Below are 23,738 nucleotides of genomic sequence, written 5' to 3'. Positions count from 1 at the left end.
TCAGACCTCGCGTCGGCGACGGGCAGCACGCAGCGCCAGCCACCCGGCCGCAGCGAGCAGCAGCGCGGCGACACCGAGGGAGGCGACCTCGGTCCCCGTGACGGCGAGCCCGCTGCTCTGCTGCCCAGCACCGGAACCGGTCTGGGGCGCCTCGGTCGGGGCCGGGTCCGCCCCGGGAACCGGGTCGGTCCCCGGTGCCGGGTCCGTCGGGACCGGGAGGACGGTCCCGTCCTGCGCGACGGTGACGATCACCGGGGCTGACTGCGCGCCCTCGAACGCCGGGTCGCCGGAGTAGCCGACCAGGAGCGTCCGCTCCCCAGCCGGCAGGTCTGCCAACGACAGCACCGCTGTCCCGTCGGCGAGCTCGAGGACGAGTCCCGAGGGCACGCCGTCGACGGTCGCCTCGACGGTGCCTGTCGGCACACCTGTCGCCGGGGCCTGCGGGACGACCGAGACGGACACGGTCCCGGGCTCGACAGCCTGCGCGAGCGCGCGTGCCTGGTCGTCCTGCGCCGTCGACACGGCCGGTCCTCCGGCTGTCGTGAGGACGACGTCGACAGCGCCCCGGGTGATCGCGAGCGGCAGGGTGCCGCTCTCGACGGCGGTGTAGCGCTGGTCCCCCAGGTAACGGACGGTGAGGCTGTGGTCACCGACGGCGAGCACCGGGACGTCGACGCGCACAGCACCGTCGACCAGGTCGAGCGGCGCACCGCTCACGGCTCCGTCCACCACGAGCTCGACCTGCCCTGTGGGCACCGCGGGGTACCCGGAGCCGAGCCTGACGTCGAGCGCGACGGCCTCACCCGAGACCGCCGAGGTCGCGGTCGCGTCGACCACGAGGCTCGGCTCGGTGACGACTGTCGGGACCGGGACCCGAGACCAGTCCTGCGCGGTCATGCCCGACGCGAGGTAGAAGCCCACGTACGAGGGCTGGTTGTACGTCGTCTGCTGCCGGGCGACCTCTGCCCTGTACTGCGGGTCGTGCATGAGCGTGTACATCTTGGTCTGGGAGACCGTGGCGCTCGTGTAGATGCGGATCGCCGACGAGTCTGCGGTGCGCACCAAGAGCTCTTCGCGCCAGTCGCCGAGGATGTCCGCCACGAGGGACGGTGTGCCCTTGGTGCCGTTGTTCGTCAGCGTGCCCGTCGCTGTGAGGACGGCCTCGCCGGTGGCCCAGTCGCGGACGACGGGGGTCTGCGTCCCCGACCCCTCGACGACCTGCCGCGTGAGGTCGGGCTGCCAGAGGATGCTCATGTTCGTGCCTGGAGCAGCGTCGCCGAGCGCCGTGCCGTCGGCCGCCTGCAGCCCGAGGGTCTCCCCGACAGGGCTGCCGGCCCAGACCTCGACGCCGCGGGCGCCGGGCTCGACGTCACCGATCATGCCGCGTCCGGTGTCGACGCCCGAGTACTCGCCGAAGAGCACCTCGCCGGTCGACGCGTCGCGCAGCGCGTAGCCGTAGGGGGCGTAGGCGCCACCCTCGTGGACCGTGAAGATCTCGAGCCCTGGGCGGTCCGGGTCGATGTCTGTCACGTGCATCGCGTCGCCGTGGCCCAGCTTGGCCAGGGCACCCGGGTCTGCGCTGCCCGGCGGGAGCACGTCATAGCTGCTGTAGAGCAGGGACTGCCCGTCGTCATCGATCGTCGCCGAGCCGTAGACGATCTCCTGCCTGCCGTCTCCGTCCACGTCGGCCGAGCTCAGCGAGTGGAATCCTTGGGTGGTGAGGGTGCCGAACTCTGGGTCTGTGCCCTCGACCCCGTGGGGCGAGTCGTTGAAGGGGTTGCTTATGGGCGTCCAGCCGCTGTCGACGTCCCAGCGCTGGGTGAGGTGCTCGCCGTCCCAGTCGTAGGCCACCAGGGTCGACCGCGTGTAGTAGCCACGGGCGAACACGCCGCTCGGGCGCTCGCCGTCGAGGTAGGCCACCGTCGCGAGGAACCTGTCGACCCTGTTGCCCGGCTCGATGCGTGACATCGCGTAGTCGCCCCACAGGAGCCCGTCGTCGGTGCGTCCCGGTGCGTAGGGCACGGTCTCGAGCTCGGACCCCGTCGCACCGTCGAAGACCGTCAGGTACTCAGGCCCGTCGAGGACGAAGCCCTCGAAGTCACGGAGCACGTTGCGTGAGCTGCGGGCCGGCGCGAAGTCGTCGATGAGGTGGTCGGCCACGACCTCGGCGTCCTGGCGGCTCAGCGGATAGTCCATGGCGGGGAGCGGTTCGACCCCGTCGAGGGCGAGAGCCTCCTGGAGGGTGGCCGGCCAGGCCCCGGCGACGACCTCCGGGTGCTCGCTCCACCCTTGGAAGACGTCGACCAGGTGCTCGCGGTAGTCGGCTGCGCTCATGCGGTAGTCGTCGTCGTGCGTGTAGCCCGCGTCGACGTCGGCCTGCGGCATCGTCACGTAGGACTCGGCTGTCACAGCCCCGGTGCTGTCGTAGGTGGTCGTGCGCGTGCCGGGCGCGGTCTTGAGCATCATCTCGGCACGACCGTCGCCGTCGAGGTCGTAGACGAGGAACTGGGTGTAGTGGGCACCCGCGCGGATGTTGACGCCGAGGTCGACACGGTGCAGCAGGGTACCGTCCGTGCGGTAGGTGTCGATGAAGACCGGGCCTGTGTAGCCGCGCTGCGAGACGTCTTTCGCGTTGGAGGGGTCCCACTTGACGACGAGCTCATAGGTGCCGTCGCCGTCCACGTCGCCGACACTCATGTCGTTGGCCGCGTAGGTGTAGGCCTCACCGGCGGGGGTGACCCCGTCGGCCGGACGGTCGAGCGGGACGTCGGTGAAGGTGTCCGCCCACGGCGTCACCTCGTCGCTCGGCTGCTGCTCGACCTCGTCGACCAGCGCTGCGACGGAGTAGACGGAGCCAGCTGCCCCGGCTGGGTCGAGGTAGCTCGTGCTGTCGGTCACCGTGTCGAGCGCGACGCCGTCTCGGTAGACGACGAAGTCCGAGCCTGTGAGCCCTGCCTCCGAGGAGCCGGTGACCTCTTGGGCGAGCAGACGCCAGCTGAGGAACACCCCACCGTCCGTGCGCGCGGCCACCAGCCCGCGGTCGAGGTCTTCGAGCCTGGGGGTGCCCTCGCTGCCGGGGGCGGCGGTTGCCAGGCTGCTCTGGCTCCCCGGCAGGGTGGGCGTCGTGGCGGCTGCCAGAGAGGTCGCGCCGGCTGCGGAGCCTGTGAGCACGAGCGCCGAGGCGACGGCGGCCGCGAGCACCCCGCTCGCGGTCCGTCGGTGGTCGAGATTCATCGTTGAATCCTTTCAATACTGCCGGCAGCGACGGTCGCCGCATGCTCGGTGGTGATTCGACGCCCAGATCTCCCGCACGGTCCTCGATGACCTGCGCGGCTCGGGAGAGCGCTTCCCGACAGTCGAGTATCAGCAGTCCTGCGGGTTCGTGTCAATCGCTGGGCGTCGTGCCGGCACGTGCGCCCGGCCGCCGGAGCGTGCCCTGAGCGGGGCCAGAGACAGCACGAGACCCGCACGACCGAGGTCGTGCGGGTCTCGCGGTGGGTCGGTCCTGCCCGGCTACCCGGTTGGCAGTGTCAGTAACCCGTCGCCTGCTCTGTGGAGACGGAACCGGCGGGCGCGTCGAGCCCGTCGAGGACGGCTGCGGTCCCCGAGAGTCCGAGGCGCGTCGCACCGGCCTCGATCATCGCGAGGGCGTCAGCGGCAGTGCGGACCCCACCGCTGGCCTTGACGCCGAGGCGCCCGCCGACGGTCTTGGCCATGAGCTCGACGGCGTGGACGCTCGCCCCACCGGCCGGGTGGAAGCCCGTCGACGTCTTGACGAAGTCGGCCCCGGCGGCCTCGCTCGCCTCGCAGGCCTTGACGATCTCGTCATCGGTCAGGGCTGCCGACTCGATGATCACCTTGAGGACCGTCGGGTGCGTGGCCGCAGCCCGGACCGCAGCGATGTCAGCCTGGACCTGGTCCCAGTCGCCGGCCTTCGCCGCACCCAGGTTGATCACCATGTCGACCTCGTGGGCACCGTCGAGGACTGCGTGCGCAGCCTCTGCGGCCTTGACCTCGGGCTGGTGGGCGCCGGAGGGGAACCCGCACACCGTGGCGATCTTGACGGTGCTGCCTGCGGGCAGGGCGATCGGCAGCTTCGACGGCGAGATGCAGATCGAGTAGGTGCCGAGCGATGTCGCCTCCTCGGCGAGCGCGGCGACGTCAGCCTGGGTCGACTCGGGCTTGAGGAGCGTGTGGTCGACGTACTGTGCGAGCTCGTCGCGGGTGAGGGTCTCGTGGCTCATCGTTCTCTCCGTGGTTCGGGACTGTCCCCGCGGGTCGGGTCGACCGTGACGGGGATCTGAGGTGTGACTGTGAAGGCGAGGCGTGCGCCGCTCTCGCGGCCCTGCTGAGCGGTCGGGTCGACCGCTGTCACTGCTCCGCGACGGCTGCGTAGCCGGCGAGGATCTGCTCGCCCAGGGCGTGCCGCTCGTCGTGGTGGATGAAGGCGCTCCAGGCGGCGGCGAGCGTCGCGTCGCGCAGGTCGTCGAGGGTCCAGCCGGCCTCGTCGACGAGCAGCGTCATCTCGCGGGTCATGGAGGTCGCCGACATGAGGCGGTTGTCGGTGTTGACCGTCACCGCGAAGTCGAGGTCGCGCAGGGCGGAGATCGGGTGCTCGGCGATGGTGGCAGCGATGCCGGTCTGCAGGTTGGACGAGGGGCAGAGCTCGAGCGGGATCTGGTTGTCGCGGACCCAGTGCGCGACACGACCGAAGCGCGGAGCGTCGGTGCCCAGGTCTTCGATGTCTTCGACGATGCGGGCGCCGTGCCCGATCCGGCTGGCCTGACCGAGGTGCACTGCCTCGGAGATGGACTCGACCCCGTCGGCCTCGCCCGCGTGGATGGTCGTGGGGAACCCGGCGTCGTTGAGGGTGCGCCACGCCTGCGGGAAGCGGGAGGGCGGGAACCCGGCCTCGGCCCCGGCGATGTCGAAGCCGACCACCCCGCGGTCCCGGTTGGCCAGAGCGAGCTCGACGATCTCTTCCCAGCGGTCCGCGTGGCGCATCGCGGTGATGAGCTGACCGACCCGGATGGTGCGACCGGCGGCAGCGGCCTCGGCGACACCCTGCTCGATGCCCTCCTGGACCGCGTCGACGGCGTCCTGCAGGCTCAGGCCCGCGGTGAGGTGCTGCTCGGGTGCCCAGCGCTGCTCGGCGTAGACGACACCGTCGGCGGCGAGGTCGACGACGGCCTCCCGTGCGACGCGTGCGAGGCCCTCACGCGTCTGCATGACCGCGATCGTGTGGTCGAAGGTCTCGAGGTAGCGCACGAGGGTGCCCGAGTCGGCCGCCTCGAAGAACCAGCGGCGGAGCTCGTCGGGGTCCGTGGTGGGCAGCGTGTGACCCACCTCGGCGGCGAGCTCGACGATGGTCTCCGGGCGCAGACCACCGTCGAGGTGGTCGTGCAGCAGGACCTTGGGCAGGGCGGCGATCGGCAGGGCGGAAGTCATGCCCCCACGGTACCGTCGCGGGGCTGGTCGTAGGGCGTCGTCCACAGCGGCGAGCCGCGCAGGTTCGATCAGCGGCGAGCCGCGCAAGTCGATCGACGGCGAGCCGCGCGAGTCCGACTGGACACGCGTCTCGCTCGTCAGCCCCGCGCCCCCTGCGGGCCGGCAGGCAGCAGGACCCACGTGATGTGCGACCACCCCCCGTAGGCGGGTCGCCGCCCGCCTCCGGTGCGCAGGCCGTCCTCGTCGACAGGGTGGAGCCGCCCTGAGCTGGGCTCGTAGACCTCGAGGGCGTGACCGTCCGGGCTGGTGAGCACCACGACGTGCCGGGGCACGGCAGTCGCGAGGCCCGTGGTGGTGTCGCCCCCTGTGTACAGCGGGACGGGCACACCCGAGCGCGCCCAGGCCACGGCGAGGTCGATCAGCGGCAGGCTCTGCGACGGGCGGCTGTCGACGACGAGCCTGTGCGTGTACGTGAGGTCCCCGTACCGGGCGACCTGCGCGGCTGACCACGGCGGGGTGCCGAGCGCACCGGGCCACCTCAGACCAGCGAGCGCCCGCCGGGTGCTGGCCGCCTTCACGGCGAGCTGGGCGAGGTCGAAGGCACCGGGGCTCGTGAGGCGACGTGCGAGGTCGTGGTCACCTGCTGCTGCGGTGACGACGAGGGCAGCCGATCCGCAGGTCGTGCCGTCGACCTGGACGGCTCCCCGGGGCCCGAACGAGGAGACGACGGCACGCACGCGGCCCTGACGGTCGTCCCGGGTGACGGAGCCCTGGGGACCGGCGGGCAGCGCGGCCCTGCCGCCGCCGAAGAGGTAGAGCAGCTCGGAGAGCTGCCGTCCCGTGCGCGGTCGTCCGCTGCTCACAGCGCACCGAAGGCACGAGAGAGCGCGAGCGTCACGCCGAGCGTGCCGAGCAGCGACACCGCCACGACGAGCCTCAGGAGACCCCCGGCCGGCACAGGACGTGCCGAGGCGTCACCCTCGTGCCGCGGCCGCGCCACGCTCAGGCGAGCCGGACCGCGCACGAGCAACCACCACCCGACGGCCGTGGTGAGCGCGGCTCCGAGGATCACGAGCACCCACGCCTGCTCACGCACGGCGGTCAGGGTCAGCAGCACCGAACCGAGCTGCACGCTGAGCAGAGACCGCTGCCAGGCGAGGGCCGTCCGTTCGGGCTGTGCGCCGTAGAGGTCGGGCCGGGCGCTGTGCGGCGCCGGCATCAGACGACCGACACCACGGCGTAGCCCGCGAGGACGAGGGCCATCAGCACGACCCCGCCGGCGAGCACAGGGAGCGCCGTCGGGGCCGGGAGCGGCGCCCCTGTCCGCAGCGCGATCTCGTTGCGTCGCCACGTCCGCCACCCGTAGCCGGCGACGGCCGCCCCGGCGAGGCAGGCGACGGCGGCGATCACGTCGAGGAGCACGGTGAGCTCGGCGAAGGTCGCGAGCGAGGTCAGCGCGACCCCGCCCGCGACGAGCCCGAGCCCCGTCCGCACCCACGCGAGCGCTGTCCGCTCGTTCGCGAGGGAGAACCTGGCGTCAGGCTCGTCACCGACCCCGTACACCGCGCGCGGACGGCGGGAGTCGTCCGCGGCGAACGGCTCGCTAGCAGCGACCGGCTCGCCCGCGGAGACCGGCTCGCCCGGAGCGACCGGTTCGCCTGCGGAGACCTGCTCGCCCAGAGCGACCGGTTCGCCCGCGGAGACCGGCTCGCCCAGAGCGCCCGACCGCTCAGGCGGTCGGGTCTGCTCAGGCTCGTCGGGCCGCTGCGGCACGGCTCAGTCGATCCTGGCGATGATGAGGTCCTGGTGGACATCACCGCGGGGCTCGGCCTCGACAGTGATCGAGTGACGGGCGATCTCGAGAGCACGGTCGAAGCGCTCGGGGGTGTCGGTGTGCAGCGTGAGGATCGGCTGGCCCGCGACCACACGGTCGCCCGGCTTGGCGTGGATCTCGACTCCGGCACCTGCCTGGACGGCGTCCTCGCGGCGCGCACGGCCAGCACCGAGGCGCCACGCCGCGATGCCGACGTCGAGGGCGTCGAGCCCGGTGAGCACACCGTCGCTCTCGGCGAGGATCTGCTGGTTCTCGGTCGCGACGGGGAGCGTCGCGTCGACGTCGCCGCCCTGGGCGCTGATCATCGCGCGCCAGCGGTCCATCGCCCGGCCGTCGGACAGCGCGGCACGGACCTCGTCGGCCGCGACCTCGCGGCCTGCGCCGGCGAGCATCTCGACGGCGAGGGCGACGGTGAGGTCGACCACGTCGGAGGGGCCACCACCGGCGAGCACCTCGACCGACTCGCGGACCTCGAGGGCGTTGCCCGCGGTGAGGCCGAGCGGGGTCGACATGTTGGTGAGCAGCGCGACGGTGCGGACACCGGCGTCGGTGCCGAGGTCGACCATGGTCCGGGCGAGCTCGCGTGCGGAGGCCTCGTCCTTCATGAAGGCGCCTGTCCCGACCTTGACGTCGAGGACGAGGGCGCCGGTGCCCTCGGCGATCTTCTTGCTCATGATCGAGGACGCGATGAGCGGGATGGCCTCGACGGTCCCCGTGACGTCACGGAGCGCGTAGAGCTTGCGGTCGGCCGGTGCGAGGCCCGAGCCGGCCTGGCAGATGACGGCGCCGACGTCTTCGAGCTGGCGCATCATCTCCTCGTTGGTCAGCGCCGCGCGCCACCCGGGGATCGACTCGAGCTTGTCGAGCGTGCCGCCGGTGTGCCCGAGACCGCGGCCCGAGAGCTGCGGGACCGCCACGCCGAAGACCGCGACCAGCGGTGCGAGCGGGAGCGTGATCTTGTCGCCGACACCACCCGTCGAGTGCTTGTCGGAGGTCGGGTGCGACAGCGCGGAGAAGTCCATGCGCTCGCCCGAGGCGATCATGGCGGCGGTCCAGCGGGAGATCTCCTCGCGGTCCATGCCGTTGAGCAGGATCGCCATGTTGAGGGCTGCCATCTGCTCTTCGGCGATCACGCCGCGGGTGTACGCGTCGATGACCCAGTCGATCTGCTCGGGGCTCAGCGTGCCCTTGTCGCGCTTGACGCGGATGACGTCGACGGCGTCGAAGGCCTCGGCCTTGCGCTGGGTGTCCTCGGTGAGTGGCACGTGGGTGGCTCCGTTCATCGGTCGGGCTGTCCGCCGGTGGGCGGGACGACCCTGTGTGGCGCAGGTCAGGCGCTGCGTGTTCGTGGTGCTGGTCGTGCTCGTGGTCCAGTCGTGCTGGTCGTGCGGTCGCGCTGGTCGTGGGGTCCGTCCCGGGGGACGGGTGCGGGCGGCGTCCAGGCTGGACGCCGCCCGCAGCGTGCTCAGGCGTCGGCGGCCCGGGTGACGAGGTCGTCAGGTCCGAAGGCGTCGGGCAGCACCTCGCTCATGGGGATGATGCCGCGCATCGTCTCGACGAGCAGCGACGGTCCGCCGTGCTCCCACAGGAGCTGGCGGCACCGGCCGCAGGGCATGAGGGTGTTCCCGTGCCCGTCGACGCAGGTGAAGGCGACGAGGCGCCCTCCGCCCGAGGCGACGAGCGAGGAGACGAGCCCGCACTCTGCGCAGAGCACGACGCCGTAGGCGGCGTTCTCCACGTTGCAGCCCGTGACGACGCGTCCGTCGTCCACCAGTGCGGCAGCGCCGACGGGGAACTTCGAGTAGGGCGCGTAGGCCTTGGCCATGATGTCGCGGGCAGCCCCGCGCAGGGACTCCCAGTCGATCTCTCGGCTCGTGGTCGAGCCAGCGGTCTCGGTGGTCATGTCTCAGCCCTTCACGTAGGGCTCGCCGGCCGCAGCCGGGCCCCGCACACGGCCGACGAGGCCGGCGACCGCGAAGATGGTCACGATGTACGGGAGCATGAGCATGAACTGGTTGGGGATCGGCGTCTCGAGGACACCGAGCACCTGCTGCAGCTTGTCGGCGAAGCCGAACAGCAGCGCGGCGCCGAGGGCGCCGACCGGGGACCAGCGGCCGAGGATCATCGCGGCGAGCGCGATGTAGCCCTTGCCCGCCGTCATCTCCTGGCCGAAGGCACCGACCGAGCCGAGGGTGAAGAACGCCCCACCGAGGCCGGCGACGGCCGAGCCGAGAAGCACGTTGCCCCAACGCATCTTGTTGACGTTGATGCCGACGGTGTCAGCAGCCTGGGGGTACTCCCCCACGGCGCGGACACGCAGACCCCAGCGGGTGCGGAACAGCGCGACCGCGATGACCGCGACGGCGATGTACAGCAGGTAGACGATGATCGACTGGCGGAACAGCACCGGGCCGAGGATCGGGATCTCGGACAGCAGCGGGATCGGCAGCGACGGCAGACGCGGCGGCGAGTTGAGGGTCGCCGCGTTCTCCTTGAGGACCGAGCTGAACAAGAAGCTCGTCAGACCCACCGCGAAGACGTTGAGCACCACACCGACGATGATCTGGTTGACCGAGTACTTGACGGTGAAGAGCGCGAGCATCGAGCCGATGAGCAGACCTGCGACAGGTGCCGCGACGAGCCCGAGGTACGCGTTGCCGGTGACGGAACCGAGCACCGCGGCACCGAAGGCGCCTGTGAGGAGCTGTCCCTCGATCGCGATGTTGACCACGCCGGCACGCTCGTTGAGCAGACCGCCGAGCGCACCGAAGGCGAGCGGCACGGCGAGCAGGAGCGAGCCCTGCAGCAGGCTGACGAGGGAGGTGCTCTTGTCGGCCACAGCCCACACCAGGAAGGTGAGGACCCAGAGGACCCCGAACAGCCCCGTCACCCAGGTGCCGACCTTGAGGCCCTGACGGACCCGCAGGTAGGAGTACGCGGCGAGCAGCAGCGCGACGACCGAGAGGATCACGGCGGTGGTGCGGGTGGGCAGCTCGACGGGGTCGAAGGTCACGAAGTCCGTCGAGGTCGACAGACCGAAGGTGGTCGTCGCGCCGGCGGGCCCGAGGAGACCGAAGACGACGAGCGACAGGAGGCCGAAGGCCCCGAGCACGATGGGCAGCCTGTAGGCGCGCTTCGCACTCACGGTCGACACGTCGCCGACCAGGACGTCGGTGGCGGTCATGCGCTGGCACCCTTCGTGAGAGCAGGCTGGATCGGGAGCCGGAAGATCGAACGGATCAGCGGCGGCGCCGCGATGAAGAGGACGACGAGGGACTGGATGACGAGGACGATGTTGATCGACGTGCCCGTCGCACCCTCCATCGCCCGGCCACCGACGTTGAGGCCCGCGTAGAGCAGACCTGCGAAGAAGATGCCGAGAGGCTTGGAGCGGCCGAGGAGCGCGACGGTGATCGCGTCGAAGCCGATCGACCCGGCGATGCCGCCGGTGAGAGCCTTCTCGGTCCCGAGGACCTGGACGGCCCCGGCGAGGCCTGTGAGGGCACCCGAGACGACCATGACGAGGACGAAGGACGACGAGACCGCCATGCCGGCAGTCCGCGCGGCGCTCGGGTTGGACCCGACGGCGCGGAAGCGGAAGCCCCACGTCGAACGCGTCATGAGCCACCACACGAAGACCGCGGCGAGGATCGCGACGAGGAACCCGGCGTGCAGGCGGAACTGGTCGCCGAGCAGCAGCGGCAGCTGGGCGTTCTCCCGGATACCGGGGCTCTTGGGCTGGTTGGAGCCCTCACGCGTGAAGGACGACGTGGTGAGCAGGTAGGCCACCAGGTACAGCGCGATGTAGTTGAGCATGATCGTGACGATCACCTCGTGCGCACCGGTCCGGGCCTTGAGGAACCCGGCCACACCAGCCCACACACCACCGGCGAGGATTCCGCCGATGATCGCGAGCAGCAGGTGCAGGACGGGCGGGAGCGACCAGGTGAAGCCGATGTAGCCACCGATGGCCGCGCCCATGAGGACCTGCCCCTGGGCGCCGATGTTGAACAGGCCGGCGCGGAAGCCGACAGCCACGCCGAGCGCGGCGATGATGAGCGGCGTCGCGACGGTCATGGTCTCGGTGAGCGGGCGCAGGGCGCGCGCAGCCGAGGGGGCGTCATAGTTGAAGACGGCCCCGCGGAACATCGCGGTGTAGGCGTCGCTGACCGAAGACCACGCGGCGCCGAAGAAGTCGGCGGGCCGGGCGAAGATGTAGCTCGCCGTGTCGTTCACGTCGGGGTCGACGGCGATGATGAGGAGTCCGCCGATGACGAGGGCCAGCACGAAGGCCAGGACTGTCACCCCGAACCCACCGGTGGTCACCTCGCGCAGGACCTGGGCGGCGCGGCCTCCGGTCGCAGCGGTCGGCTGCTCGACGTCCTTCGCCGGGAGAGCGGGAGGGACGCTCTTCTCGGGATCGGTGCGCTGGTCGTTCACTGGGTCTTCCCTGTCTGGTCGTCTCGAGGCGCCGGCGTGGCTGTGGCCTGGGCGAGCGCCTCGTCGTGCGGGACGCCGGCCATCATGAGGCCGAGGACGTCGCGGGGGGTGGTGGAGGGGACGATGCCGATGATCCTGCCGCGGTACATGACGGCGATGCGGTCGGCGAGCTCGACGACCTCGTCGAGCTCGGTCGACACGATGATCACCGGGGTGCCGTTGTCGCGCTCCTGGACGATCCTGCGGTGCAGGAACTCGATCGAGCCGACGTCGACACCGCGGGTCGGCTGGCTCGCGATGAACAGCTTGAGCGGACGGGAGAGCTCGCGGGCGAGCACGACCTTCTGCTGGTTGCCGCCCGAGAGGCGTCCGACGTGCTCACCGGGACCCTGCGTGCGGATGTCGAACTCGTCGATGCGCTTCTCGGCGTTCTTGCGGATCGCCGTGAGGTCGAGTGCGATGCCCTTGGCGTAGGGCGCCTTGTCGTAGAGGTCGAGCACGAGGTTCTCGGCGACGGAGAAGTCGAGGACGAGCCCGTCGACCTTGCGGTCCTCGGGGACGAAGCCGACACCGGCGTGCAGCACCTTGTCAGGGCTCAGCCCGGTGATGTCGCGGCCGTCGAGGGTGATGCTCCCGGCGGCGCTGGGATGCAGCCCGAGGATCGACTCGGACAGCTCGGTCTGGCCGTTGCCCTGGACACCGGCGATCGCGACGATCTCGCCCTGCGCGACGTCGAAGGACACGTCGTCGACGACGGCCTGACCTGTCGCGGACAGCACGGTGAGGTGGTCGACGACGAAGGTGCGCTCCCCCGGCGTCGCGGGAGCCTTGTCGAGACCGAGGGACACGGCGCGGCCGACCATGAGCGAGGCGAGCTCGCCCTCGGAGGCTGTCGGCTCGGCGGAGCCCACGACCTTGCCGCGGCGGATGACCGTGATGACGTCGGCGACAGCCTTGACCTCACGGAGCTTGTGGGTGATGAAGACGAGGGACGTGCCGGCAGCCTTGAGCTGACGCATGATCTCGATGAGCTCGTCGGTCTCCTGCGGGGTGAGCACCGCGGTGGGCTCGTCCAGGATGAGCACCTTGGCCTCACGGGCCAGGGCCTTGACGATCTCGACACGCTGCTGGACTCCGACAGGGAGGTCCTCGACGACGGCGTCGGGGTCCAGGCCGAAGCCGAACCTGTCGGACAGCTCGCGCACCCGACGGCGTGCGGACTCGAGGTCGAGGAATCCCCCGGCCTTCGTGTCTTCGCTGCCGAGCATGACGTTCTCGGCGACGGTGAACACGGGCACCAGCATGAAGTGCTGGTGCACCATGCCGATCCCTGCGCGCAGCGCGTCGCCCGGTCCTCGGAAGTCGACAGGGGTGTCGTCGACGACGATCTCGCCCGAGTCGGCCTGGTACAGGCCGAACAGGACGTTCATGAGTGTGCTCTTGCCGGCACCGTTCTCCCCGAGGAGGGCGTGGACCTGCCCTTCTTCGACGACCAGGTCGATGTGGTCGTTCGCGACGAGCGGACCGAAGGACTTGGTGATCCCTCGCAGTTCCAACTTCACGTGCGTTCTCCTTCAAGCGCGCCGACAACCTGCCAGCGACAGTAGACCAGAAGAGGCCAAGCCGGCCCGACGTGCGTCGGGCCGGCTTGGCCGGTCGTTCAGGGGTACGTCACGGGGCGCTCGGGGACTCCACCACGATCGTCCCGTTGATGATGTTCTCGCGGAGCGCGTCGACCTGGTCCTTGAGCTCCTGCGGGACCTTGCTGTCGAACTCGTGGAACTCGGAGATGTCCACGCCACCGTTCTCGAGCGTGCCGACGTACGGCTCGGGCGAGAAGGAGGACTCGGAGGCAGCGGTGATGACGTCCTCGACCGAGGTGCCGATCTGCTTGAGCACCGAGGTGAGGATGACGTCAGCCGAGTCGGGGTTCACGAGAGCACCGTCGGAGTCGACCCAGATGATCGAGACGCCCTCGGCGTCCTTCGCAGCGGCGAGCGAGCCCGCGCCGACCGGTCCGGCCACGGGCATGATGATGTCCGCGCCCTGAGAGATGAAGGTCTGCGTGAGCTGCTGGCCCTTCGACTGGTCCTCGAAGTCACCGGTGAAGGAGCCGTTCTGCGCGTCCTTGTCCCAGCCGAGGGTCTTGACGTCGGTGCCGTTGTCCTCGTTGTACTTGGCGACGCCGTCGACGAAGCCGTCCATGAAGATCGAGACCGTCGGGATCTGGATGCCGCCGTAGGTGGCGACGGTGCCCGTCTCGGACATGCCTGCTGCGACGTAGCCCGCGAGGTACGCAGCCTCGGCGGTGTTGAAGCTCAGCGGCTTGACGTTGGGGAGCTCGATCGGAGCGCCGTCGGCGTCTGCGGCGGTCGAGTCGACGATCGCGAACTCGGTGTCCGGGTTGGCCTTGGCGGCGTCACCCGTCGCGGTGCTCAGCAGGAAGCCGACCGTGACGACGATGTTGCAGTTGCCGGTGATGAGGTTGTCGATGTTCGGCGCGAAGTCGGACTCGCTCTGCGACTCCTGGGTCGCGACCTCGATGCCGAGCGCGTCGCGCGCGGCGGCCAGGCCGTTGAAGCCCGACTCGTTGAAGGACTTGTCGTCGAAGCCACCGGAGTCGGAGACCATGCAGGCCTTGAAGTCCGAGCCACCCTCGGCTGCGGCGCCGCTGGTCGCGTCGTCCTCGGGTGCGTCACCGCAGGCGGACAGGACCAGAGCAGCGGCGGCCGTGACCGCTGCGAGCTGAACAACTCTCTTCACGTGGAACTCCTGGTGTTCTTGTCGAGGAGCCGTTCCGGACGGGTCCACCTACATGGGCGCCGTTGCAGCACGCAGGTGGGCCCGGACGACCCTTGGTGACACGCACACTAGTGGTCGATCGGTTAACAGAGTGTTACCGGGAGGTCACACCGACCCTTCGTTACCAAACTGCAAACCAGTCCGCATCCCGAACGCTCAGGCTCGGCCGGTCAGCGCCACCCGGGCGAGCATCGCGACGCCGTGCGAGATGGCCCCTTCGTCCACCTGCATGTCGCCCTGGTGGATGTCGTAGGTGTGGCCTCCGGGCGTGCGTGTCCCGAGCCGCGCGAGTGCTCCAGGGATCTTGGTGAGGTACCAGGCGAAGTCTTCGCCGCCGAGGGACTGCTCGGTGAGCTGGACGGACTGCGGGCCGATCATCTCGCGGGCCGCGGCCTCGAGAGCGGTCGTGCAGCGCTCGTCGTTCTCGACAGGCGGCACGCCGCGCTGGTGCACCACGTCGACGTCGACACCGTATGGAGCGCAGATCTGCTCGAGGGCGTCGTGCATGACCTGAGCCGCGTGCTCCCACGCACGTCCGTCGAGGCAGCGCAGCGTGCCGCGGACGGTGCCGGTCGTCGGGATCGCGTTGTGTGCCTGGCCCGCGTGCACGGCACCCCAGGTGAGGTTGACCCCTGAGCGCGGGTCGAGCCTGCGCCCGAGAACAGCGGGCGCCTGGGTGATGACCTGCCCGAGGGCGAAGACCACGTCACCGGTGAGGTGCGGGCGCGACGTGTGCCCACCGCTCGACGACAGCGTCACGGTGACCTCGTCGGAGGCCGAGGTGATCGGGCCGATGCGCGAGCCGATGGTCCCGAGGTCGATCTTCGGGTCGCAGTGCACAGCGTAGATCTCCTCGACGCCCTCGAGGACACCCTGCTCGAGCAGGTCGAGCGCTCCCCCGGGCTGGACCTCCTCGGCGGGCTGGAAGATCAGACGGACGGGTCGCTCGAGCTGCCCGGCCTCGTGGAGCGCGGCGAGGACGAGCCCAGCGCCGAGGACGACAGTCGTGTGGACGTCGTGCCCACAGGCGTGCGCGACCCCGTGGGTGGTCGAGGCGAAGGTCAGACCTGTCGTCTCGACGAGGGGCAGCGCGTCGATGTCGGCGCGCAGAGCCAGGCGACGGCGCCCGCTCTCAGCCGGCGTCGGACCGATGTCGCAGGTGAGGCCGGTGCCCGTGAGCATCCGCGGTTCGAGGCCGGCGGCCCGCAGCCGCTCGGCGATCACCGCCGTCGTGCGGGTCTCGGTGCGCGCGACCTCAGGGTGCGCGTGGATGTCCCGCCGGATCGCCACGAGCTCGTAGTGCAGCCCCTGGGTCAGGGCAGCGATGCGGTCGGCAGACACGAGGGTTCCAGAGGTGCTCACCGGTCGAGGTTATCCCCGACGGAGGTCGGAGCGATGGCGACGACCGCTCTGCGGTCCTGCACGTCGACCGCAGCCTCTTCAGTGAGCCTTCCCACGGTGCCCGCTCTCTGTTGGCGCCCCGGAAGGCTCAGGTCCAAGCACATCAGTCGTCGCTCTGCAGCTCTGCGAGGCGCTCAGCAGTAAGGAAGCAGTCCGTGGATACGGAGATCCCGATGGGGTCTCCAGTCACCAAGGTGACACGCCCGCCGCGCTCCGTGGCCAGATCGATGTACTGGGTGCCCGACACCGCCGTCTTCCGCACGCTGCGGGTGTATCCGTTCCGCCGGGCGATTGAGGAGACGATCTCGATCGCCCGTTTGGTCTGAGCCGCATCCAAAGACAGGAAGCCGAAGGATCTCGATTGCTCGGACCGCGCACCGAGGTTCTCGCTCTCGGCATTCGTGCACCCCAATATGTCATAGTCCACGGCGTCGTGCTCCCATATGATCGGACCAAAATCCCCCTCGAGGCCCGCCCTAATCTCAGTCAGAACAACTGAGGTCACCCCTTGCATCTCTTCGAAAGAGGCCCGAGCCCTCATCTCTATCAGAGCCTCCTCAATCTCCTGTGCCGATGGATTTCCATAGCCCTGCATGTCACGCACAACTTTCACGACCTCGACCACTCCCCAGATCAGAAGAACACAGAGCGCTCCCGCCACGACACCAGCCCACGGGCGACGACGTCGGCCCGTCGTCTCCCTCATCGCAGAACCATCTCCTCAGGACAGCCCATGACCACAGCTGCGATGTTGTGCAGCGTCGTGGTGCCCCTATCGAGATAGTCGTGCCCCACACCTTCGGCAAGCTTGATCCCATTTATTTCTGCCGACGCGGTCCCGAGCTCGACCCACCCGTCAGCCGCACTCGGCTGGTATTTGTACCACCCTAGGTTCACTGCTGCTCGGATCGGGTCGTTGTCATTTCTCATCCAATAGCGGGCGACATCGTCCGGCAGTGTCTTCGCGATTCCAGGCGATCCGTAGGCGACGATGCTGTCGACCTTCCCGTCATCGACCTGAGTGGCGAGCGTCCCGACGAGCGTGCCGTAAGAGTGCACCCCCAGGGTCACTCTCACCCCGTCGGGAGGATTCTTGCTCGACACACTCAGCCCCTCAGTGAAAGACCGGAGGCCCGCCTGTCCTGCTCTCGCAAACGCAGGATTTGCGGAGTCGGGAAACTCGGGCGGAGCGGCGTAGCCAAGCCAAGATACAGTTGCCACGTCAGACCCTCTCACCTTTCCGACAGACCTCGACATCTCCCGCAGACGCAGCGCTCCAGAATCCATCTTCGCCAGACCACTCTCCACATTTGTCGTCAGCCCACCGACCAGAATCCCGACGTACCTCGCCTTGTCGACGTCGCCGATGGCGACAGCTGCCAGCACCTCCGGACCAGTGATGTCGAAGTGCAGCAGCTGGCGGCCCCCGCGATCGAGCACAGCTCTGACAGAAGCGATCGCGTCGATTCGCTCGTTGAGCTCGTCGCTGCGTCTGCGGTCCCACACGTTGCGTTCGAAGAACCCCATCGCGTCACGCTCCGCCGTCAGGCGAGCAAGCTCGCGATCGAGCCTCGAACGGTTGGCCGAGTCGCGGACGGCGGCAGGTATACCGTCGAGCCCGCCGATCATCTGCGGCGAGGTCGTGAGGTACGTCGCCTGCGCCGCTGGCGACAAGCCGGTCCACCACGCGTTCACCTCGGCAGGCGACATGGCGTCGAGCGACGAGCTCGTGAACAGGTGCCGAGGATCCCACCAACCGTCTCCCGGCCTACCCTCGCCCTCTGGGACTCGCCCCGGGCTCGCGAAAGAGCCCGTCGTCTGGACGGCCGGAGCCACGATCCCGTCGAGCACCGCGACGCATTGCTGTCGCGCGTCGTCGAAGTCGCTCTCCAAGGTTGCCACAGACCGCTGCAGCGACGACTGCTGAGCGCGGAGCGTGGGCTCGATCCGCCAGTCGGGGCTGGCGGCTGCCGCTCGCGCGAAGACTCCCGCGTCGACGGCGACAGAGCGGTGCCTGGCCTGCAGCGAGCTGATGGCTCGGGCGTAGTCGTCGAGCGCGACGGTGGCCGTCTGCATCGCCCCGGACATCTCAGAGGCCACCTGCCCGACGGGCTCCATCGCCGTGACGAGCCCCGGTGCGGCCGGCGACTGGTAGACGTCCGTCAGAGCTCTCCAGCCGTTCGACACCTGTGCGCCGTCATCACCGACGCGTCCAGCGGCTCGGCGCAGGTCCACGGATCCGTCGGAGATCGCCGACGCGTCCAGGGCCAAGAAACCACCCTCCCGCAGACCCACGAGAGAGGCCCTGGTCACTGCGTGATCCTTGGGGCAAAGCGGCTGCCGGTAGCCTCATCGCCCCCCAGCTCGCGACGGAAGCTGCCCGCCATCTCCTCGTCCGTCGAGAGATGGTCTCGGACCACGGTCCGCGCCGTCTCGACCACGGCGACGGTCCTGCGATCGACAGCCTCAGCCGACTCGTGCCACCGCTCCTCGAATCGCCGGAGCGCGGCACCGACCACGTCGTCCAGCTGTCCGATCACCTGCTCGAGGGTCGCTGCGACCGTCCCGAGCTCGCTGCTCAGCGACCTGGCGTCGGCGTCGGTGCGCGCGATCACCTCGTCTACGCCCGCGCTGTCGATCCGCCATCCCACACCCATGCCGCCCCCTGATCCCGAATGTCCGTTTGAGGGACCTTAGCAGGATTCGGACATTTAGGTAGTCAGGGTGTGGATGACCGACCATGGCCCCCTCGCGGCCAGTCCGTCACAGCAGCTCGTCGAGCCCTCGGTCGTGCAGCTCGGTGACGATCTCCTTGACCTGCTGCGCGCGGGCACGCGTGGTGACGAGGAGTGCGTCGGGAGTGTCGACGACGACCACGTCGTCGAGCCCGAGCACAGTCACGACGCGCTTGCCGCCAGGCACGACGACAGACCCGGCGCTCTGCACGCGGATCACCAGGCCCGGGTCGCCCAGGACCTTCGAGCCCGACCCGTCCTCGGACGGGAGCAGAGCGGCGAGGGAGTTGAAGTCGCCGACGTCGTCCCAGCCGAAGGTCCCGGGCACCACGACCACGCCACCCTTGGCGGCGACAGGCTCGGCGACGGCGTGGTCGATCGCGATCTTCTCGAGGCCGGGCCACACCTCGGCGACGACAGCGTCACGCGCAGGGGTGTCCCAGGCCGCGGCGATGGTCCGCAGGCCGTCGTGGAGCTCGGGACGCTGCTCGGCGAGGTGCGCGAGCAGCACAGACGAGCGCGTGATGAACATGCCCGCGTTCCAGCGGTACTCACCGGTCGCGAGATAGCGCTTGGCCGTCAGGGCGTCAGGCTTCTCGGTGAAACCGAGCACGTGACGCGCGCTCGGCGCACCGGCGAGCCCGAGGGCCTCTCCCCCGTGGATGTATCCGAAGGCCGTCGACGGCCGGGAGGCGGCGATCCCGATGGTCACCACGTAGCCCTCTTCTGCTGCCGCGATGCCCTCGCGGACGGCCTGCTCGAAGGCGTCCCGTCCGGCGATCACCTGGTCGGCGGCGAAGGACCCGAGCACCACGTCGCCGTGGCGCTCCTGCAGCACGGCGGCCGCGAGGCCGATCGCCGCCATGGAGTCGCGCGGAGAGGTCTCGGTGAGGATGTTCTCGGCCGGGAGGTCGGGCAGCTGGGCCGCGATCTTCGGGGCGTGGGCTGTGCCGGTCACGACGACGATGCCGTCCCGGACAGTCAGCGGGGCGACCCTGTCGACCGTCGCCTGGATGAGCGAACGGCCGGACCCTGTGAGGTCGTGCAGGAACTTCGGCTCGTCGGCCCTGGACAGCGGCCAGAGCCGGGTCCCGGCTCCGCCTGCGGGGATCACGGCGTAGAACGGGGTGCTGGAGCTCGACGGAGATGACATGGTCCGAGCATAGTGACCCGCGTCGCACCTCGACGGCGCTGCGAGCGGGACCCGCAGTCGTCAGCGCAGTTCTCCACGGGGCCCTCGACCGGCTCGTCTCGCAGAGAGAGATAGATCACATTCGGAGCACCAGTGCTCCGTGCGGGGGCGCGACGGACCGCACCACCACAGTTCTTTCACTAGAGTGGACAGCGACAGACGGCGCCAGGTAACGATGCCCGGCACCACAACGGGAGCCCCGGACTCGCCAGTTCCGCCCCCCTGACTCGCCACAGGAGGCGCTCAGTGCCCAGTGCACCTGCCGGCACGTTGTACCGCGGCCGCGAAGGCATGTGGTCGTGGGTCGCGCATCGCGTGACCGGCGTGCTGATCTTCTTCTTCCTGCTCGTCCACATCCTCGACACGGCCCTCGTCCGTGTGTCCCCCGAGGCTTACAACGCCGTGATCGGGACGTACCAGACGCCCATCATGGGTCTCGGCGAGGCCGGCCTCGTGGCCGCCATCGTCTTCCACGCCTTCAACGGTATCCGCATCATCCTGGTGGACTTCTGGGTCAAGGGTCCCAAGTACCAGCGCGTGATGCTGTGGGTCGTCATCGGTCTGTTCGTCGTGACCATGGCAGGATTCCTGCCCCGTCACCTCATGCACGTCTTCGGGGGTAACTGATGAGCTCCGCACCGGCCATCGCCGACCCGCGCGACAGCTACAAGCGTCAGAAGTCGACGCGCTCGAACTTCGAGCTCTACGGCTGGGTGTTCATGCGCGGATCGGGCGTCGTCCTGCTCGTGCTGATCTTCGGGCACCTCTTCGTCAACCTCATGGTGGGCGACGGCGTCAACGCCATCGACTTCGCCTTCGTGGGTGGCAAGTGGGCCTCGCCCTTCTGGCAGATCTGGGACCTGCTCATGCTGTGGCTGGGGATGATGCACGGCACCAACGGTGTCCGCACGATCATCAACGACTACGCCGAGCGCCCCCTCGTCCGGATGTGGCTCAAGATCGCCCTCTACACAGCCTTCGTGGCCACGACCGTGCTCGGCACGCTCGTCATCTTCACCTTCGAACCGTGCCCGGCCGGCGCCCCCGCCGACCTCGTCGCGTCGTTCTGCAGCAAGTAGCACCCCACCTCACACTCGCCTCGAGGAGGCATCGACCCCGATGCAGACCCATCAGTACGACGTCGTGATCGTCGGCGCCGGCGGCGCAGGCATGCGCGCGGCCCTGGAGGCATCCGGCGAAGTCCGAACTGCCGTGATCTCCAAGCTCTACCCCACCCGCTCGCACACCGGTGCGGCGCAGGGCGGCATGTGTGCCGCCCTCGCCAACGTCGAGGAGGACAACTGGGAGTGGCACACCTTCGACACGGTCAAGGGTGGTGACTACCTGGTCGACCAGGACGCCGCCGAGATCATGGCGAAGGAGGCCATCGACGCGGTACTCGACCTCGAGCGGATGGGTCTGCCCTTCAACAGGACCCCCGAGGGCAAGATCGACCAGCGGCGCTTCGGCGGCCACACGCGCAACCACGGCGAGGCCGCGGTCCGCCGCTCCTGCTACGCCGCCGACCGCACCGGTCACATGATCCTGCAGACGCTGTACCAGAACTGCGTCAAGCAGGACGTGGAGTTCTTCAACGAGTTCTACGTCCTCGACCTCATCGTCGACCACGACCTCTCGGCCGGGCACGTCCCGGACGGCGAAGAGGTCAACGCGACAGGCGTGGTCGCCTACGACCTGGCCACGGGCGAGATCCACATCTTCCAGGCCAAGGCGATCATCTTCGCGACCGGCGGCGCCGGGAAGATCTACAAGACGACCTCGAACGCCCACACCCTCACCGGTGACGGCATGGCCCTCGCGCTGCGCCGCGGGTTCCCCCTCGAGGACATGGAGTTCTTCCAGTTCCACCCGACAGGTCTGGCCGGCCTGGGCATCCTCCTCTCGGAGGCCGCCCGCGGCGAGGGCGGGATCCTGCGCAACGGGGACGGCGAACGCTTCATGGAGCGTTACGCCCCGACCATCAAGGACCTCGCACCACGTGACATCGTCGCCCGGTCGATGGCCAACGAGGTCCGTGAGGGCCGTGGTGCCGGGCCGAACAAGGACTATGTCCTGCTCGACCTCACCCACCTCGAGCCCGCGCACATCGACGCGAAGCTCCCGGACATCACCGAGTTCGCCCGGACCTACCTCGGCATCGAGCCCTACACTGAGCCCGTGCCGGTCTACCCGACCGCGCACTACGCCATGGGCGGCATCCCGACCAACGTCGACGCCGAGGTCCTGCGCAACAACACCGACGTCGTCCGCGGTCTCTACGCGGCCGGCGAGGTCGCCTGCGTGTCCGTGCACGGCTCCAACCGTCTGGGCACCAACTCGCTCCTCGACATCAACGTCTTCGGCAAGCGCGCCGGCCGCACGGCCGCCGCCTACGCCAAGACCGCGACCTTCCGCGACCTCCCCGAGGACGCTGCCGACTCGGTGATCGCGACCCTCGACGAGATGCGCGGCCGTCCCAGCGGCGAGCGGGTCTCCGACATCCGTCGCGAGCTGCAGGAGACGATGGACGCGAACGCCCAGGTGTTCCGCACCGAAGACTCGCTGCGCACCTGCCTGGCGGACATCCGCACCCTCCAGGACCGCTACAAGAACGTCTCGGTCCAGGACAAGGGCCGCCTGTTCAACACCGACCTGCTCGAGGCCCTCGAGCTCGGCTTCCTCCTCGACATCGCCGAGGTCGTCGTCATCGGGGCCCTCAACCGGAAGGAGTCCCGCGGCGGTCACTTCCGCGAGGACTTCCCCGACCGTGACGACGAGAAGTTCATGCTGCACACGATGGCGTACAGGCGCCCGCTCGACGACTCGGCCACGGTCGAGAGCGTCGACGGCACCGAGGGCGTCTTCTCGGAGCAGAGCGTCTTCGACACCTACAAGGTCATGCTCGGCGGCAAGTCCGTCGTCCAGACCAGGTACGAGCCCATGGAGCGTAAGTACTGATGACTGCCACCATCGACGAGGCCCCCGCCTCCGCGGTCCCGGAGATCCCCAGCTTCGAGGTGACCCTCAAGGTCCGCCGCTACTCCCCCGAGTCCGAGCACGGCGAGGAGGCGTACTGGGACGAGTTCACAGTCACCGCGCACGGCACCGACCGTGTCCTCGACGCCCTCCACAAGATCAAGTGGGAGCACGACGGGTCGGTCACCTTCCGCCGCTCGTGCGCCCACGGGATCTGCGGCTCTGACGCCATGCGCATCAACGGGCGCAACCGTCTGGCCTGCAAGACGCTCCTCAAGGACGTCAACCCCGACAAGCCGATCCTCGTCGAGCCCATCAAGGGCCTGCCGGTGATCAAGGACCTCGTGGTCGACATGGAGCCGTTCTTCGCCTCCTACCGCGAGATCATGCCCTTCCTCATCACCACGGGGAACCAGCCCTCGGGCGAGCGTCGCCAGTCCGCCGAGCAGCGCGAGCGCTTCGACGACACCACCAAGTGCATCCTGTGCGCAGCGTGCACGTCGTCCTGCCCGGTGTTCTGGACCGACGGCCAGTACTTCGGCCCCGCGGCGATCGTCAACGCGCACCGCTTCATCTTCGACTCGCGTGACGAGGGTGCCGAGCAGCGCCTCGAGATCCTCAACGACAAGGAAGGCGTGTGGCGCTGCCGCACGACCTTCAACTGCACCGAGGCCTGCCCCCGTGGCATCGAGGTCACGAAGGCGATCCAGGAGGTCAAGCGGGCGATGATCACCCGCGCCTTCTAAGGACCTGCCCGCGCGCAGCGCGTCAGAGCACGCAGAAGAGGTCGGCACCCACGGTGCCGACCTCTTCTGCGTCTGAGTGCTCTCGTGGCCGTCCCCGGTCGCTGGACCGGGCGTGCCTTCCACCCCGGGGCGGACCCTGCCCCGGAACCATGGAGCCTGCCAAG

Annotated in this window: 21 protein-coding genes and 1 pseudogene; 4 read left to right on the top strand and 18 right to left on the bottom strand. The window is 69.4% G+C overall.

Annotated features, from left to right (window positions below; translation table 11 throughout):
• The 18 genes and pseudogenes from ASG53_RS20290 to ASG53_RS05600 all read right to left on the bottom strand — a co-directional run bounded on the left by ASG53_RS20290 (position 1) and on the right by ASG53_RS05600 (position 19,813).
• Positions 1-837 carry an Ig-like domain-containing protein gene (locus ASG53_RS20290; protein ID WP_327286668.1) on the bottom strand — a complete coding sequence of 279 codons (837 nt, stop codon included), beginning with the start codon at positions 835-837 and terminating at the stop codon, positions 1-3.
• 27 nt (positions 838-864) lie between these two features.
• Positions 865-3,234: pseudogene (locus ASG53_RS20570) on the bottom strand (rhamnogalacturonan lyase); the annotation flags it as partial.
• A 296-nt stretch (positions 3,235-3,530) separates the two neighbouring features.
• Positions 3,531-4,244: a deoxyribose-phosphate aldolase gene (deoC, locus tag ASG53_RS05675; protein ID WP_056129568.1), complete on the bottom strand. Its 714-nt coding sequence runs from the start codon at positions 4,242-4,244 to the stop codon at positions 3,531-3,533.
• Between the two features lie 127 nt (positions 4,245-4,371).
• Entirely contained in the window at positions 4,372-5,448 is a 1,077-nt protein-coding gene (locus ASG53_RS05670) for an adenosine deaminase (protein ID WP_056130760.1), read from the bottom strand.
• 137 nt (positions 5,449-5,585) lie between these two features.
• Positions 5,586-6,311 (bottom strand): hypothetical protein, encoded by a 726-nt coding sequence (locus tag ASG53_RS05665; protein WP_056129566.1) that lies wholly within the window; start codon positions 6,309-6,311, stop codon positions 5,586-5,588.
• Positions 6,308-6,667: a hypothetical protein gene (locus ASG53_RS05660; protein ID WP_056129564.1), complete on the bottom strand. Its 360-nt coding sequence runs from the start codon at positions 6,665-6,667 to the stop codon at positions 6,308-6,310. Before ASG53_RS05660 ends, ASG53_RS05665 begins: the two co-directional genes overlap by 4 nt.
• Entirely contained in the window at positions 6,667-7,221 is a 555-nt protein-coding gene (locus tag ASG53_RS20565) for a YidH family protein (RefSeq protein WP_327286500.1), read from the bottom strand. The genes ASG53_RS05660 and ASG53_RS20565 overlap by 1 nt, the downstream gene beginning before the upstream one ends.
• Positions 7,222-7,224: 3 nt before the next feature.
• Positions 7,225-8,565 (bottom strand): thymidine phosphorylase, encoded by a 1,341-nt coding sequence (locus tag ASG53_RS05650; RefSeq protein ID WP_056129562.1) that lies wholly within the window; start codon positions 8,563-8,565, stop codon positions 7,225-7,227.
• A gap of 182 nt (positions 8,566-8,747) precedes the next feature.
• A complete protein-coding gene (locus tag ASG53_RS05645; RefSeq protein WP_056129561.1) occupies positions 8,748-9,185 on the bottom strand; it encodes a cytidine deaminase in 438 nt (145 codons plus the stop codon).
• A 3-nt stretch (positions 9,186-9,188) separates the two neighbouring features.
• Positions 9,189-10,466 (bottom strand): ABC transporter permease, encoded by a 1,278-nt coding sequence (locus tag ASG53_RS05640; protein WP_056129559.1) that lies wholly within the window; start codon positions 10,464-10,466, stop codon positions 9,189-9,191.
• Positions 10,463-11,722, bottom strand: coding sequence for an ABC transporter permease (locus ASG53_RS05635; RefSeq protein ID WP_056129558.1), 1,260 nt, complete (start codon positions 11,720-11,722; stop codon positions 10,463-10,465). The genes ASG53_RS05640 and ASG53_RS05635 overlap by 4 nt, the downstream gene beginning before the upstream one ends.
• The gene (locus ASG53_RS05630) at positions 11,719-13,284 is read right to left on the bottom strand and encodes an ABC transporter ATP-binding protein (protein WP_056129556.1); all 1,566 of its coding nucleotides are present in this window, start codon (positions 13,282-13,284) and stop codon (positions 11,719-11,721) included. The genes ASG53_RS05635 and ASG53_RS05630 overlap by 4 nt, the downstream gene beginning before the upstream one ends.
• A gap of 109 nt (positions 13,285-13,393) precedes the next feature.
• Entirely contained in the window at positions 13,394-14,485 is a 1,092-nt protein-coding gene (locus tag ASG53_RS05625; protein WP_056129553.1) for a BMP family lipoprotein, read from the bottom strand.
• Positions 14,486-14,680: 195 nt separating this feature from the next.
• The gene (locus ASG53_RS05620; protein WP_056129551.1) at positions 14,681-15,886 is read right to left on the bottom strand and encodes an amidohydrolase; all 1,206 of its coding nucleotides are present in this window, start codon (positions 15,884-15,886) and stop codon (positions 14,681-14,683) included.
• A 142-nt stretch (positions 15,887-16,028) separates the two neighbouring features.
• Positions 16,029-16,631: an LppA family lipoprotein gene (locus tag ASG53_RS05615; RefSeq protein ID WP_082543811.1), complete on the bottom strand. Its 603-nt coding sequence runs from the start codon at positions 16,629-16,631 to the stop codon at positions 16,029-16,031.
• Entirely contained in the window at positions 16,628-18,238 is a 1,611-nt protein-coding gene (locus tag ASG53_RS05610; protein WP_056129546.1) for an alpha/beta hydrolase, read from the bottom strand. Before ASG53_RS05610 ends, ASG53_RS05615 begins: the two co-directional genes overlap by 4 nt.
• Positions 18,235-18,582, bottom strand: coding sequence for a DUF6507 family protein (locus ASG53_RS05605; protein WP_056129544.1), 348 nt, complete (start codon positions 18,580-18,582; stop codon positions 18,235-18,237). The genes ASG53_RS05610 and ASG53_RS05605 overlap by 4 nt, the downstream gene beginning before the upstream one ends.
• Before the next feature lie 106 nt (positions 18,583-18,688).
• Positions 18,689-19,813: a mannose-1-phosphate guanylyltransferase gene (locus tag ASG53_RS05600; protein WP_056129541.1), complete on the bottom strand. Its 1,125-nt coding sequence runs from the start codon at positions 19,811-19,813 to the stop codon at positions 18,689-18,691.
• A gap of 285 nt (positions 19,814-20,098) precedes the next feature.
• Here ASG53_RS05600 and sdhC point away from each other — a divergent pair, with 285 nt between their 5' ends.
• From sdhC to ASG53_RS05580, 4 genes are read left to right on the top strand one after another with little or no spacing between them, the layout of a single operon-like run.
• Positions 20,099-20,479: a succinate dehydrogenase, cytochrome b556 subunit gene (sdhC, locus tag ASG53_RS05595; RefSeq protein ID WP_082543810.1), complete on the top strand. Its 381-nt coding sequence runs from the start codon at positions 20,099-20,101 to the stop codon at positions 20,477-20,479.
• On the top strand, positions 20,479-20,931 hold the full coding sequence (locus ASG53_RS05590; protein WP_056129537.1) for a succinate dehydrogenase hydrophobic membrane anchor subunit: 453 nt from the start codon (positions 20,479-20,481) through the stop codon (positions 20,929-20,931). The genes sdhC and ASG53_RS05590 overlap by 1 nt, the downstream gene beginning before the upstream one ends.
• Positions 20,932-20,971: 40 nt before the next feature.
• Positions 20,972-22,810, top strand: coding sequence for a succinate dehydrogenase flavoprotein subunit (gene sdhA / locus ASG53_RS05585; protein WP_056129535.1), 1,839 nt, complete (start codon positions 20,972-20,974; stop codon positions 22,808-22,810).
• The gene (locus tag ASG53_RS05580) at positions 22,810-23,574 is read left to right on the top strand and encodes a succinate dehydrogenase iron-sulfur subunit (protein ID WP_056129534.1); all 765 of its coding nucleotides are present in this window, start codon (positions 22,810-22,812) and stop codon (positions 23,572-23,574) included. Before sdhA ends, ASG53_RS05580 begins: the two co-directional genes overlap by 1 nt.
• Positions 23,575-23,738: the final 164 nt, after the last annotated feature.

This window comes from Sanguibacter sp. Leaf3, from assembly GCF_001425965.1.
In the GTDB taxonomy this organism is placed as follows: domain Bacteria; phylum Actinomycetota; class Actinomycetes; order Actinomycetales; family Cellulomonadaceae; genus Sanguibacter; species Sanguibacter inulinus.
The sequence above is the reverse complement of the archived record's forward strand: the minus strand, read 5'-3'. Positions and strand labels throughout refer to the sequence as shown.

What these genes read in the sequence shown, in the direction of transcription:
- deoC (WP_056129568.1), bottom strand. Translation starts at nt 4,244, where the DNA reads ATGAGCCACGAGACCCTCACCCGCGACGAGCTCGCACAGTACGTCGAC.
- ASG53_RS05670 (WP_056130760.1), bottom strand. Translation starts at nt 5,448, where the DNA reads ATGACTTCCGCCCTGCCGATCGCCGCCCTGCCCAAGGTCCTGCTGCAC.
- ASG53_RS05660 (WP_056129564.1), bottom strand. Translation starts at nt 6,667, where the DNA reads ATGCCGGCGCCGCACAGCGCCCGGCCCGACCTCTACGGCGCACAGCCC.
- ASG53_RS05650 (WP_056129562.1), bottom strand. Translation starts at nt 8,565, where the DNA reads ATGAACGGAGCCACCCACGTGCCACTCACCGAGGACACCCAGCGCAAG.
- ASG53_RS05645 (WP_056129561.1), bottom strand. Translation starts at nt 9,185, where the DNA reads ATGACCACCGAGACCGCTGGCTCGACCACGAGCCGAGAGATCGACTGG.
- ASG53_RS05640 (WP_056129559.1), bottom strand. Translation starts at nt 10,466, where the DNA reads ATGACCGCCACCGACGTCCTGGTCGGCGACGTGTCGACCGTGAGTGCG.
- ASG53_RS05615 (WP_082543811.1), bottom strand. Translation starts at nt 16,631, where the DNA reads ATGAGGGAGACGACGGGCCGACGTCGTCGCCCGTGGGCTGGTGTCGTG.
- ASG53_RS05605 (WP_056129544.1), bottom strand. Translation starts at nt 18,582, where the DNA reads ATGGGTGTGGGATGGCGGATCGACAGCGCGGGCGTAGACGAGGTGATC.
- ASG53_RS05600 (WP_056129541.1), bottom strand. Translation starts at nt 19,813, where the DNA reads ATGTCATCTCCGTCGAGCTCCAGCACCCCGTTCTACGCCGTGATCCCC.
- ASG53_RS05590 (WP_056129537.1), top strand. Translation starts at nt 20,479, where the DNA reads ATGAGCTCCGCACCGGCCATCGCCGACCCGCGCGACAGCTACAAGCGT.
- sdhA (WP_056129535.1), top strand. Translation starts at nt 20,972, where the DNA reads ATGCAGACCCATCAGTACGACGTCGTGATCGTCGGCGCCGGCGGCGCA.
- ASG53_RS05580 (WP_056129534.1), top strand. Translation starts at nt 22,810, where the DNA reads ATGACTGCCACCATCGACGAGGCCCCCGCCTCCGCGGTCCCGGAGATC.